This window comes from Vibrio sp. Vb339 (assembly GCF_902751245.1).
Taxonomy (GTDB): domain Bacteria; phylum Pseudomonadota; class Gammaproteobacteria; order Enterobacterales; family Vibrionaceae; genus Vibrio; species Vibrio coralliirubri.
This window is the reverse complement of sequence record NZ_CADDIS010000006.1, coordinates 131,398-144,162: the sequence shown is the minus strand read 5'-3', so window position 1 is coordinate 144,162 and position 12,765 is coordinate 131,398. Positions and strand designations below refer to the sequence as shown.

At 40.8% G+C, this 12,765-nt stretch carries 11 protein-coding genes; 6 read left to right on the top strand and 5 right to left on the bottom strand.

Translation table 11 applies throughout. The features are described 5' to 3' along the window. Positions 1-102 precede the first annotated feature (102 nt). Both cysE and HRQ85_RS21270 read left to right on the top strand, forming a co-directional pair. Positions 103-924, top strand: coding sequence for a serine O-acetyltransferase (gene cysE, locus HRQ85_RS21275; protein WP_009847961.1), 822 nt, complete (start codon positions 103-105; stop codon positions 922-924). 116 nt (positions 925-1,040) lie between these two features. Then, positions 1,041-2,192 carry a murein hydrolase activator EnvC family protein gene (locus tag HRQ85_RS21270; RefSeq protein WP_172380545.1) on the top strand — a complete coding sequence of 384 codons (1,152 nt, stop codon included), beginning with the start codon at positions 1,041-1,043 and terminating at the stop codon, positions 2,190-2,192. Positions 2,193-2,414: 222 nt separating this feature from the next. On the opposite strand, the gene HRQ85_RS21265 is transcribed toward HRQ85_RS21270, so the two are convergent. Beyond that, positions 2,415-3,053: a TetR/AcrR family transcriptional regulator gene (locus HRQ85_RS21265; protein ID WP_050644515.1), complete on the bottom strand. Its 639-nt coding sequence runs from the start codon at positions 3,051-3,053 to the stop codon at positions 2,415-2,417. 108 nt (positions 3,054-3,161) lie between these two features. Next, positions 3,162-4,325, bottom strand: coding sequence for a nucleotide sugar dehydrogenase (locus HRQ85_RS21260; RefSeq protein ID WP_172380544.1), 1,164 nt, complete (start codon positions 4,323-4,325; stop codon positions 3,162-3,164). A gap of 151 nt (positions 4,326-4,476) precedes the next feature. Here HRQ85_RS21260 and rfaD point away from each other — a divergent pair, with 151 nt between their 5' ends. From rfaD to HRQ85_RS21240, 4 genes are all read left to right on the top strand, one after another. Continuing rightward, positions 4,477-5,418, top strand: a complete 942-nt coding sequence (gene rfaD, locus HRQ85_RS21255) for an ADP-glyceromanno-heptose 6-epimerase (protein WP_172380543.1) — start codon at positions 4,477-4,479, stop codon at positions 5,416-5,418. A 140-nt stretch (positions 5,419-5,558) separates the two neighbouring features. Next, positions 5,559-6,512 (top strand): lauroyl-Kdo(2)-lipid IV(A) myristoyltransferase, encoded by a 954-nt coding sequence (lpxM, locus tag HRQ85_RS21250; protein ID WP_172380542.1) that lies wholly within the window; start codon positions 5,559-5,561, stop codon positions 6,510-6,512. Positions 6,513-6,526: 14 nt separating this feature from the next. Continuing rightward, the gene (locus tag HRQ85_RS21245; protein ID WP_172380541.1) at positions 6,527-7,720 is read left to right on the top strand and encodes an O-antigen ligase family protein; all 1,194 of its coding nucleotides are present in this window, start codon (positions 6,527-6,529) and stop codon (positions 7,718-7,720) included. Beyond that, positions 7,710-8,789: a hypothetical protein gene (locus HRQ85_RS21240; RefSeq protein WP_172380540.1), complete on the top strand. Its 1,080-nt coding sequence runs from the start codon at positions 7,710-7,712 to the stop codon at positions 8,787-8,789. Before HRQ85_RS21245 ends, HRQ85_RS21240 begins: the two co-directional genes overlap by 11 nt. Before the next feature lie 18 nt (positions 8,790-8,807). On the opposite strand, the gene pseI is transcribed toward HRQ85_RS21240, so the two are convergent. Genes pseI through HRQ85_RS21225 form a run of 3 tightly spaced genes read right to left on the bottom strand, consistent with a single transcriptional unit; the run spans position 8,808 to position 12,762 of the window. Beyond that, positions 8,808-9,848, bottom strand: coding sequence for a pseudaminic acid synthase (gene pseI / locus HRQ85_RS21235; RefSeq protein ID WP_172380539.1), 1,041 nt, complete (start codon positions 9,846-9,848; stop codon positions 8,808-8,810). 8 nt (positions 9,849-9,856) lie between these two features. Further along, entirely contained in the window at positions 9,857-10,564 is a 708-nt protein-coding gene (locus HRQ85_RS21230) for a hypothetical protein (protein WP_172380538.1), read from the bottom strand. A gap of 11 nt (positions 10,565-10,575) precedes the next feature. Beyond that, complete coding sequence (locus tag HRQ85_RS21225; protein WP_172380537.1) at positions 10,576-12,762, bottom strand: HAD-IIIC family phosphatase; 2,187 nt, start codon at positions 12,760-12,762, stop codon at positions 10,576-10,578. Positions 12,763-12,765: the final 3 nt, after the last annotated feature.

Below are 12,765 nucleotides of genomic sequence, written 5' to 3'. Positions count from 1 at the left end.
TCAAAGTTCGACGGATATGCTGTTCATTACTCGCATCTCGCGACTCTAATCTGTTCTTCTAAGCTCACTCGTATCTGCCCCTTAAAAATAATGGATGGTAAAATGAAACACTGTGAACAACAAAAAGTTTGGCAATGCATTGTGAAGGAAGCTCGACAGCAGTCAGAGCAAGAACCTATGCTTGCGAGTTTTTACCATGCTACCATTATCAACCACGAAAGCTTAGGCGCTGCATTAAGTTATATCCTAGCAAACAAGCTAAAGACGGCTTCAATGCCCGCAATGGCGGTGCGTGAAGTGGTTGAACAAGCATTCAAGCAGGACCAGTCGATTATTGACGCTGCCGCTTGTGATATCTGCGCGACGGTAAATCGAGATCCTGCGGTCGAGATGTACTCGATGCCTCTGCTTTATCTGAAAGGCTACCATGCTCTACAAGGCTACCGAGTGGCTAACTGGCTGTGGAAACAAGGTCGTATTGCACTTGCCACTTACCTACAAAACCAAATCTCTGTCGCTTGCCAAGTTGATATTCACCCGGCGGCTCGTATCGGTAAAGCTATCATGCTCGACCACGCGACAGGCATTGTGATTGGTGAAACCGCTGTCGTTGAAAATGATGTATCGATTCTTCAAGACGTGACCCTTGGTGGTACCGGTAAAGAAGGCGGCGATCGTCACCCTAAGATCCGCGAAGGCGTGATGATTGGTGCAGGTGCTAAAATCCTCGGCAATATTGAAGTTGGCGAAGGTGCTAAGATTGGCTCTTGCTCTGTGGTTCTGCAAGCCGTACCACCTCATACAACAGTCGCTGGGGTTCCTGCAAAAATTGTCGGTAAACCGAAAACAGACAAGCCATCTTTAGATATGGACCAAGGGTTCAATGGTCGCTCGCAAAACTTCATCCATGGTGATGGGATTTAAGAGCAGATACGGGATGCGAGTAACCGAGATACGAACAGACTAAGAGCAGGTTCGGGATACGAGTCACCGAAGTGCGAAAAGACTAACAGCAGTTGTTGATAATGAATAAGAGCAAAATGACGATAATGATAAAACCAGTCCAAGCAATTAGCACTGTTCTTTTGATATCTGCCAGCCTTTGTGTTGCTCTGTTATCTACATCGTCACTTGCCGCCTCTCAGGGAGAACTGAAAGGCGTATCGAGTGAAATATCTCGCCAACAAAAAAACCTTTCCTCACAGCAGAAAAAACTCGATAGCCTACAAGCAAACCTCAAGAAACAAGAGCTATCCATCGCTTCGCTTGAAAAAACGATTCTAGACAGTAAAAAGCAACTCAATACGGCCAATGCAAATATTGCCAACTTAGATACCAAGATTAAAGCGCTTACTGCTCAGAAGAAAGTTCATACCGACAAATTAGAACAACTGATTCAGACTTACTACATGACAAGCCGTGCTAAAGCCTCATCGCACATCCTAAATACTGGCGTTGAAGAAGATCGCATCAGCCATTATTACCAACATCTTGCTAAAGCCCGCTCCGCAACAATCAAAACGATTGAACAGACGCAACTTGAATTAGAAGAGAGCCATAAGCAGCGTCAACTTGAGCAAGAACAAATCGCGACCTTGTTAAAACAGCAAACCATAAAGCGCGACAAGTTATCTCAAACGCAAACGCAGCGTAAGAAAACGGTTGGCAGCATCAAGAAAAACATCTCGGGGGACAAGAATTACTTAGCAGAGCTTCAGCGAAATGAAACTCGTCTGAAAGCTGAAATAGCGAAAGCAGAAAAAGCAGCTCGCGAGAGACGGAACGCTGTCCCTATGGATGGGTTAGCCAAACGTAAAGGCAAACTGCCTTGGCCAATCAAAGACAAAGTTCTGCATAACTACGGCTCACGCCAAACGGGGCAAATTAATTGGAAAGGCATGGTGATCAACGCCAAGTACGGTCAGCAGGTAAAATCCGTTTACTCAGGTACGGTGGTATTTGCCGAGTATTTGCGAGGTTATGGTTTAGTGGTTCTTCTCGACCACGGTAAAGGCGATATGACGCTCTATGGTTTTAACCAAGCACTTTTAAAGAAAGAAGGTGACAAGGTTAAAGCGGGTGAAGCCATCGCGCTTGCCGGTGACACTGGCGGCCAAACTCGCCCATCACTGTATTTTGAGATTCGCAGAAACAGCCAAGCTCAGAACCCGAAGAGTTGGTTGGTTAGGTAAGAGCAGATACGGGATTCGAGTAAACGAGATACGAAGAGCTTAAAAGCAGATGCGGGATGCGAGTAACCGAGATGCGAAGAGCTTAAAATCCGATACAAGGTTAGAGTAAAACGTTACATACAAAACGCTAGTCTTGTCGTCGCTATACCCTGCTTTTCGTTACTCGAATCTGCTCTTCCCCGCTCTTCGTTACCCGAATCCCGCTTACTCTCACCTTCTCTTTTATTTGCTGTTCAACGCCCTTACACCATCTTCCAATAATGTCAGCTGTTCAAAACCTTGTGTGGTCGCAATCGGTTTAACAGTCGCGATCATCTGCAACATTCCTTGATGAACGACTTGCTCTGTAATTTGGGCTTTTGGAGACATCGCAGACTGATACGCCAACCAACCCGATGCGATCAAGTGAAGAGAAGTGACCATCGACTTCATTTCCGCATCCGTTGCTTTGAGCAAGTTCAACTCAACAAAGGCTCTCATGATATCGACAAGGTTGGTTTGCAATCTTTCTTGCACTGCCATGTAATCAAGGTGGAGTTTTTCATCACGTGATAATATTTCAGGCAGATTCGCATAGAAGAATCGGTACTTCCACATCAGTGTGAAGATAGAGTCTAAGTAGGTCTTTAGTAGCGTCAGGCTTTCTTGCTGGCCTTGAATCGGCGTGAACCTTTCAAGCAACTCTGTTGAATAGAGAGTGAAAATATCACGTACAATTTCTTGTTTGTTACGGAAGTGGTAGTAGAGGTTACCAGGGCTAATCTCGATATGCTCAGCAATATGATTGGTCGTAATACTGCGCTCACCATGCTCATTAAAAAGCTCTAGAGCAGCGTAAACAATCTTGTCACGTGTTTTCATTAGTAATTAGTATCCCTATCCGTTTAGTGGTTCAGTATATCGCCACTAAACAGATAGATCGAGCTGTTAACATCTGGTCTAATTAGCATTAGCTAAAATAGAGCCGAATCAATCGCTGCCAAACAGATCTCGTGTGTACACCTTATCTGCAACATCTGCGATTTCTTCTACCATTCTGTTAGATACAATCACATCCGATACGGCTTTGAACTCTTCTAGGTCAGAATAAACCTTCGAGTTAAAGAAATGCTCTTCTTCCAACACAGGTTCGAACACGACCACTTCAATACCTTTCGCTTTCAAACGCTTCATAATCCCTTGAATCGACGACGCACGGAAGTTGTCTGAACCGGCCTTCATGATCAAACGATAAATACCGACAATTTTAGGCGAGCGCTTAATAATTGAATCCGCAATGAAATCCTTACGAGTGCGGTTAGCATCGACAATGGCACCCACAATATTGTTAGGTACATCTTGATAGTTAGCTAACAGCTGTTTAGTGTCTTTTGGTAAGCAGTAACCACCATAGCCAAATGAAGGGTTATTATAGTGATTGCCAATTCGAGGGTCTAAACCCACACCTTCAATAATCTGTCGAGAATCCAAACCGTGAGCTTCTGCGTAAGAGTCAAGTTCATTGAAGTAAGAAACTCGCATCGCTAGGTAGGTATTTGAGAATAGTTTTACCGCTTCCGCTTCCGTGGAGTTAGTAAATAGCACGTCGATATTCTCTTTTTCTGCGCCTTCAAACAGAAGGTTCGCAAACACTTTAGCGCGTTCAGAACACTCACCAACGATAATACGTGATGGGTGTAGGTTGTCGTACAGGGCTTTGCCTTCGCGTAAAAACTCAGGTGAGAACATAACGTTTTCACAGTTCAGCTCTTGCTTAACGCGCTCAGTATAACCAACAGGTACCGTTGATTTGATCACCATGACGGCATCGGGATTGATATCCATGACGTCTTTGATTACAGATTCTACCGAACTGGTATCAAAATAATTATTTTTTGGATCATAATCGGTTGGAGTAGCAATGATGACAAACTCAGCATCTTTGTAAGCCGCTTTATCTGTTGTCGCCCTGAAATTCAGAACCTTACTTGATAGAAAGTGCTCAATCTCATTATCTACAATTGGTGACTGCTTATTATTCAGCATTGTCACTTTTTCATCGATGATATCTACCGCGACTACTTCATGATGTTGTGCTAACAGCATTGCGTTTGATAGACCCACATACCCAGTACCGGCTACTGCAATCTTCATGATAATACCTATAGTTTTGAGTAATTAACTCAACATAATTTATAACTTAGCTTGCCGTATCATACTCTGGTTGGGGAATTATTCCACTAGCCCGCTTTATCCATTCCTTGCTATACTCGTGACAGTTTTGTATTCAAAAGAGTTAGAAATTATGATTATCGTAACGGGTGGTGCTGGCATGATTGGCAGCAATATTGTTAAGGCGCTAAATGAAGCGGGCCACAACGATATTCTGGTCGTCGACAACTTAAAAGATGGTAAGAAATTTAAGAACCTTGTAGACCTAGACATCACGGATTACATGGATCGTGATGACTTTCTAACTCAGGTTATGGCTGGTGATGATTTTGGTCATATTGAAGCGGTTTTCCATGAAGGTGCATGCTCTGCTACCACTGAGTGGGATGGCAAGTACATGATGCTTAACAACTATGAGTACTCAAAAGAGCTACTTCACTACTGTGTTGAGCGTGAAATCCCCTTCCTATATGCCTCTTCCGCTGCAACGTACGGTGAAACTGGTACTTTCATTGAAGAGCGAGAATACGAAGGTGCATTGAATGTCTACGGTTACTCTAAACAGCAGTTTGATAACTACGTTCGTCGCCTAACCGCGGATGCCGCAGCGCATAACGAAACGCTTCCACAAATCGTTGGCTTCCGTTACTTCAATGTTTATGGTCCACGCGAACAACACAAAGGCAGCATGGCCTCTGTAGCATTTCACTTAAACAACCAAATGAATGCCGGTGAAAACCCTAAGTTGTTCGCAGGCAGCGAAACCTTCAAGCGTGATTTTGTGTATGTTGGCGATGTTGCGGCGATAAACCTATGGTTTCTAGAAAACGGTGCTTCAGGTATTTTCAACCTAGGTACAGGTAACGCAGAGTCTTTTGAAGAAGTCGCAAAAGCAGTAATCAAGCACCACGGCAAAGGTGAAATCGAAACGATTCCTTTCCCTGAGCATTTGAAAGGCGCTTACCAAGAATTCACTCAAGCTGACTTAACGAAGCTTCGCAGTACTGGTTGCGATATCGAGTTTAGAACAGTGGCAGATGGTGTCGCTGAGTACATGAAGCTCGTAAACGCATAGTTGTAAGCTTTATATTTCAGATTAAGACTAATAGTGCCCCCTACTTTTAGGGGGCATTATTGGAGAATCTAGTAAACATAATCATTCCCTGAGTGACCGATATAAAGTTAACTCTCTGATTTAAATAATGTAGTGAACGAATGACCACACAACGTAATGATTTTGATCCAAAAGCTTACAATCCTAAGTTTGAATGGGGATTTCTTGCACCTAAATACTGGGGCACTTGGATTGCTGTTCTGTTATCGTCTTTAGTCTGCTTCTTACCTAATAGCATTCGTTTAGCACTCGCTAAGTTTATGGCTAAACAAGCTGTAAAAATCAAGAATAAGGCTAACCGCCGAGCTCGCGTAAACCTTGAGATGTGCTTTCCTGAGCAATCTTTAGAACAGCGCGAAGAAACTCTCTATCAGTCATACGTTACTTCCATCTCATTTTTGATGGGATTTGCTTCACTGACACTCAAGAGTAAAACTTGGCTAGAGAATAACACTTCGATAAACGGCCTAAGCAACCTAACCGATATTACAGATAGTGGCAAGAATGTGATCTTGCTGGTGCCACACACATGGGCTATCGATATCCCAGCGGTATTATTAGCTTCACGCAATTTACCTGTGTCTGCGATGGCGAAAGCACAAAAAAACAAACTCAGTGACTGGCTAATGCACCGACAGCGCGTGCAATATGGCGGTCGTGTTTATGATCGCAGTGGTGGTATCAAACCTTTCATCAAGTCAGTGCGTGATGGGTACCTTGGTTACTACCTCCCTGATGAAGATCTTGGCCGTGAGCACAGTGTCTTCGTTGACTTCTTCGCGACTCAAAAAGCAACAATTTCAGGCCTTGGTCGACTATCGAAACTGAGTAAAGCTAAAATAGTTCCTTTGTTTGCTCAATACGATAGCAGTACTGGCCAATACACCCTGGACTTCTACCCTGCTCTACCTTTCCCAACAGGAAGCGAAGAGGAGGACGCTCGCATGATGAATCAATGTATTGAAGATTACGTGAGTAAGAATCCTGAACAATATATGTGGATCTTAAGGTTACTTAAGACTCGTCCTGAAACGAATGTAAACCCTTATACATAAACTGAGCTCCAATTGTGTTAAAAAATTTATATAAAATCATTCATGAACTGCCATTATTATGGGCAGTAAGCGGAATGTTCATCATCAATGGTGGAGATAAAACCCTTGTTGCTATAATAATTATATCGACTTTAACAAAAGCACTCGGTCACCTATTAAGAATTGACAGAATAGAAATAAGCTATAGTTTTATCAAGAAAATATTACTAGTCATGGTAATCTATTCCTCTTTTAAATATTATACAAATGGCTATAGCTCTTCAGAAATAAGGGTTTTAATTAGTACATTACTATATGCTTTCATTTCATTCCCCAGAAAAATACCAATAAAACCATTAATCACCGTAAGTTGCTTATCATCTATTTTTGTGTTGGTGCAAACAATATATATTATGAATGGACATAATTGGGACCGAATGCAATTACCACTCAATGCAATCCCTTACGCAAATTACTCTGCTACTATATCTTTACTAGCTTTTGTAGCTATGTTGTTTGTAAAAGAAATCAAGTTTAAATATTTATCTGCATTGGCGCTCATCTGCTATTCTATTGTAGTATTGGTCGTCGATACTAGAGGAACCTGGTTAGCACTTCTCGCTGCATATTCTGCTATAGCAAGCCTATTTGTATTTCATAAAAGAAGCTGGAAGCTCACTGTAAGTATAGTTTCATCCTTTATAATTATACCAATAGTTTGCTACCCTATCGTAGAAGATAGAGTGGAAAACTCAAAAAGAGAAGTGGCATTATTGGCACAAGGTAATCTAGATTCATCATGGGGAATGAGAATCCAACTCTGGCAAGCCGGTTACCAAATATTTCGGGACAACCCGTCTATAGAAGGTTTAGGACAAACAGCTCACCTTCAAATGATTCAAGACATGTATAAACAGGGAAGAGTTAAAGCCTCACTAGCACAATTTGATAACAAGAATTTTCATAACAGCATTATAGACAGAACTGTAAAATATGGATTGATTGGCTTGATATTATATATTGCAATTATATTAACACCAATTTATTATGGATTAAGACAAGAATTCAATTATAAATCAATACTTTTCATTGCATTGCCTACCTTTATTTTTACAGCAGGGTTAACTTATATTCCCCTATCACATCCTGGAACATATTTTATTTATCTTTTCTGTTTAATAGCAAATTCTAACGAGCCAAATAATATAGAGGAAAATAATGCAATCTGATATTTATATTTGTTCTACACTAAGGCATTTACTCTTTTCATTGTCTCGCGCTCAAACCCTTCCGAAAAGGAAATCACTCATACTATTTTTCTTAGATTATCAAAACATCGACAAAGAGAAATTAAACACGGTAACACCCGAAAATATTGAAATAAAGTTAATGTCGAGAAAAACAATACAGAAAAACCTAAGAAGTAGTTATATTGGTAAGCTCATAAGCATTGCATCCTTAAGAGAAGTTGTCCTTCCTAGAATTCTATGCTCTAAAGGTTGTCATAGCTTAGAAGATGCTACGAGTTTATCAACAGGAGTGCTATCTAGAAGTAATCTATTCCTATTCAACGATAAAAATAAGATGGCTAGGTTGTTTAAGCTTATTAAGCCTAACTATGAAGTCATTGAGGACGGCGTGGGCAATTACTACCATATACCTCACACTGGAATAAAAAAATACATCACTCCTTTTAACTTAAAAGGTGATAACTTTTGGGTCATGGGTGGTAGCACCCGGTGCAAAACTATTAATGTTGTGTTTCCCGACAATTTACCTTTATCAGTAAGGCACAAAGGGAAAGAAATTGACTTCCTAGACAAAAAAGAACATCTAAAAACAATAAATCAAGTATTCAAGTTTAAACCAATTATAGAGAATGGTAACAACTCTGTTATTATCGCAACTCAGCCAATATCTAAAAATATAATTGAAAAAACTCAGGATAATAAATACTTCTTTAGGATACATAAAGCAATTGCTGACCACTTTGAATCGCTCGGCATAAATTATTATATTAAATTACATCCAAGTGAAAATATTAAAGATTACCTGCCTTATTTTGCACGAAAGAAATTCCTATCTGTAAAGCACCCTTTAGAGTTAGAGCTAATGAACTCTCATGAAAAGCTTACTGTTGCATCACTCAACTCAACAGCAGGTCTCGGGTTTGAATCATTTTGTACGAGAAAAAAACTCGTTAAAGATGAGGAGATGGGAATATTTTCGGAGATATTGGTCAACTGGTTTAATAAACCTGAGCAATTATCAAACAGAATAAAAGAGACTTACAAGTAAGTCTCTTTTACTCTCCAATTAAACATCAAAATGTTTAAACCTTAAAGGTGTTCCAAACTTAAGGTCAGATGTAGCTCTTGCTCCAATTACATCGTCCAAATATTTAGGTGCAATACCATTTCCGGGGCGAATGGAACGGACATGATGATCCGTAAATACCTCACCTTGTTTAATATCTTTCACAACGTAAAGTGAACGGCGGTGAACTTTAGTCTGTAATTCAGCCTCCGTACTCACAAAAGTTGGCTGACCAATTGCTTCAAATGCCATATTGCAATTGACTACTAATGATTTAAGCTCCTCTTTTTCTAAAGAAAAAGCTGAATCTACGCCACCATCAGAACGCGCAAGTGTGAAATGCTTTTCAATCACACACGCCCCCAATGCTACAGCAGCAACCGATACACCAATATCCATAGTATGGTCTGATAAGCCGACTTCTACTCCGAAAGCATCACGCATAACAGCCATTGTAGAAATATTTGCTTGAGATGCTGGAGTTGGATAACCACTTGTGCAATGAAGAAGTACGATATTTGTAGCGCCTGCTCCTTTCGCTGCAGCAACAGCTTCTTCAATTTCAGCCAAATTCGCATTACCAGTCGACATGATCATCGGCTTACCAGTTTCAGCTACTTTTCGAATCAATGGTAAGTCAATTAGCTCAAATGATGCGATTTTATACGCCGGTGCGTTCAAGTTTTCTAAGAAATCGACAGCTGTATGATCAAATGGTGAGCTAAAGATAGTGATCCCAAGCTTTTCTGCCTCATCAAACAGTGTCTTATGCCAATCCCAAGGTGTATGCGCCTGCTCGTACAGAGCATATAGTTTGGCACCATCCCATAAACCACCACTAATCATAAATTCTTCACTATCGTGATTAATTGTGATGGTATCCGCCGTATAAGTCTGCAATTTAACAGCATCTGCACCCGCATCTTTCGCTGCTTTAATTAATTCAATTGCGCGAGTGATATCACCGTTATGGTTACCTGACATCTCTGCGATAATATAAGGCTTATGCCCTTTGCCAATATCTCTATTTTCTATTTTCATTATGTTCTCTACTTGTTTGTCAGGTAATTATCCAATTGGCTCAGCGAATTTAATTGTCCAAAATCAGAAGCTGGGATAGAAATTTCAAACAGTTTCTCAACTTCCATCATGAATATAAGGTGTTTAAATGAATCCCACGCAGGAAAGTTATCCATAGTTACCTCATCATAGCTAACATCTGTATCCTGAATTACGGAACGAAATAGCCCCATTAACTTGTCCCGCTGTTTAGAAAGCACCTCTGACTCATCACCAAATGCTAGTAAATTTACTGGTAGTAAACCATTTGGGTATGCCTCTACTAGTTTAAATACGCCATGCTGAGCATGACGTAAGATCGCGACTCTTCGATTATCATACGCTGGATCACTATACAACACCTCAATTTCCTCGACGCCAAATCGCTGTTTTGCAATTTTAACGGCCTCATCAATATCACTAACCGCATAACAGAAATGATAAGCACCAACGCCTAACTCTAGATATTTTGGTACTGGAGAATTCCCATTGAGGGGGGCCAAAACTTCAACAATTCCCATACCACTTTGTTCAACAAGCGCAAACTGAACACCTCGGACATGGTTAGAAGCAGGGCCGCGTAATAGTTTAGCGCCAGGAATAGCCAAAAAGTCTCTCAATGAAGCAGTAAAGTCCACCGTTACAGTCGTATAGTGAGCGATATAAAGCACCCCCAACGCTGAAAACATTGCATTCATTCTAGTAACTCCTACACGTTCCAGTGTAATCTCATTAACTGAGACTCTTCCGGTGCTGATTGCTGATTAAAATTAAACACCCAGAGTTCATCGTCTCCCTGAGCAAAATTATTATTTAGGTATAGCTTGCCTACGGGCATGTTCTTCTCACTTGCGACAAAGCGACCAGCTACAGTGTCATTTCCAGCTGTACTTGCCAAATTAAGCAGTTTTTTTATGATTGCATGCTCGATATCTCTTCCCATCACACGGCAAGACATAACAAAATTATCAATCATCCATTGACTATTTTTACGAACAATAACTATAGCAGCGATCCCCTCATACTCAGATGAAAATTTGTCTTTTGAGCGAACATGGAGTACCTGATACTCTGTATCACAGATCCATTGATAGAGCTGCTCTTTGCTGTAACGAGTCGTGGTTGTATTAAACTGGTTTGTTTTATTAAATAGTTGATGAGTGCGCTCAAAGTTACTTTCAGCAAGTGGCTCTACAAGGATATCCATCTCCAAGCTTTTAATAAATTCTGTGCGATCTGCGAAGTCTGTATGCGATTTTTCAATATCGACCCGCTTCTTGTAAAGCTCTGCTCGACGCTTATCCGACTCACTAACCTGAGATACATAAAGCTCCGGCAAGTTACATATGAATTGGTACCAATCTGCAGGGTCCTCTGGAAGCTCAGGGACAAATACCTCCGGTGTATTACGACGCACTTCAGCCCTTTCAACAGGGTTGTCATCAATAAAACACAACGATTGAAGACCAAGATTTAGCTCCTCGCTTAGAGCCTTGATATTCTGTGATTTAGGCTCCCAGTTAATACGATGAGTCACAAAGTCTTTCTTTCTCAGACGCATCTCAGGATGAGATTCGATAGCATCCATGGCTACTTCTTCAGTGTTCTTACTACATATCGTAAGAAGGATGCCTCTCTCTTTTAATGCATAAAAAAGGGACTGAAGCTCTTTATAGATGTTACCTGGATAATCTCCCCCCAAGGTAATCCCGTCTTTTCCATCATCACCAATCACACCTTTCCATAGAGTGTTGTCAAGATCTAAAACCAGTGCCCTTGCCGAGAGAGAATTGGCAGCAAGAATCGAACCGATGATACTTTTGCTATACGCTTCAAGAAACTGAATGGAAAATGGGCCCCGTGCCATATACCAATATTTATTCGAGAAGCCTTGTCCAACACGCTTAAGAACCTGAGAATATGGAACGACTTCGACCAGATTCTCCGTTTTTAATGCATATAGAGAATCATTCCACTCTTGAATTAGTTGCTGAATCTTAGAACCTGTCAGTTGTTCTTCTATCGACAAAGGGAAGTCTTTTTGAACAGAAAAGTCTGCCACATAAACCTTATTACCCCTCAGTGCTATTTGTTTAACAAAAGCAAGGTATTGAGAAACTCGCAACTCTGTCTGTATTAGAACCGCTTCCGTCGGAAGGGTATAAATATCCGCAAATAGGTCTTCAAGGCGCTCTATAAAGATATAAACACTAGATTGCTCATTAACCTCTAGGCTACTCTTATCCAAAAGATCGAACTGATAACGACCAAACTCTAATCTCTTTAATTGATATGGAAACTGAATGTAGTTTTGACTTTGATTTTTTAGGGCATCCGACATGAAGTCTGTATTATGTGATGCGCATAGGTACATATTAGGGCGATTATCTGGTTTATTATGTTGCCAGACATACTTTACATAGGTAACGTTTTTATCTGAGCTAACTGCCTCTTGAGGAGCATCACACTCTACAAAGCCAAATTTTTTATGCAATTGTAAAACAGACTGGTTATTATCAACAACATCACCATAGATTTCATATAGCCCAAGAACTTTACCAGCATAATCAAGTACGGCTTTCTCCGTCTCCATCCAAACAGATATTTTTTCGGGATCGCTTAGGCTATTGTTGTCTAAATAAAACCCCCACCAAGCCGTTTTAGCTTCTATGTCTATCCGGTTGAATAGGATTACAGCAACTGGAGATGAAGCTTTCTCTAAGACCAAAACTTTTCGGTCTGTCGATTGTTGTGTATTGCTCCACCACGCCGAATGTTCGTCTTTAGAAATAATATGATCTGTTAACATTACAGAACGAACATCAGAGTGGTTACGCCAATCAAGGATCGTCCATTTATCACTCTCATGTGCTGGGCGAACATTATATTTTATCATTGT

What these genes read in the sequence shown, in the direction of transcription:
- cysE (WP_009847961.1), top strand. Translation starts at nt 103, where the DNA reads ATGAAACACTGTGAACAACAAAAAGTTTGGCAATGCATTGTGAAGGAA.
- HRQ85_RS21270 (WP_172380545.1), top strand. Translation starts at nt 1,041, where the DNA reads ATGACGATAATGATAAAACCAGTCCAAGCAATTAGCACTGTTCTTTTG.
- HRQ85_RS21265 (WP_050644515.1), bottom strand. Translation starts at nt 3,053, where the DNA reads ATGAAAACACGTGACAAGATTGTTTACGCTGCTCTAGAGCTTTTTAAT.
- HRQ85_RS21260 (WP_172380544.1), bottom strand. Translation starts at nt 4,325, where the DNA reads ATGAAGATTGCAGTAGCCGGTACTGGGTATGTGGGTCTATCAAACGCA.
- rfaD (WP_172380543.1), top strand. Translation starts at nt 4,477, where the DNA reads ATGATTATCGTAACGGGTGGTGCTGGCATGATTGGCAGCAATATTGTT.
- lpxM (WP_172380542.1), top strand. Translation starts at nt 5,559, where the DNA reads ATGACCACACAACGTAATGATTTTGATCCAAAAGCTTACAATCCTAAG.
- HRQ85_RS21240 (WP_172380540.1), top strand. Translation starts at nt 7,710, where the DNA reads ATGCAATCTGATATTTATATTTGTTCTACACTAAGGCATTTACTCTTT.
- pseI (WP_172380539.1), bottom strand. Translation starts at nt 9,848, where the DNA reads ATGAAAATAGAAAATAGAGATATTGGCAAAGGGCATAAGCCTTATATT.
- HRQ85_RS21230 (WP_172380538.1), bottom strand. Translation starts at nt 10,564, where the DNA reads ATGAATGCAATGTTTTCAGCGTTGGGGGTGCTTTATATCGCTCACTAT.
- HRQ85_RS21225 (WP_172380537.1), bottom strand. Translation starts at nt 12,762, where the DNA reads ATGATAAAATATAATGTTCGCCCAGCACATGAGAGTGATAAATGGACG.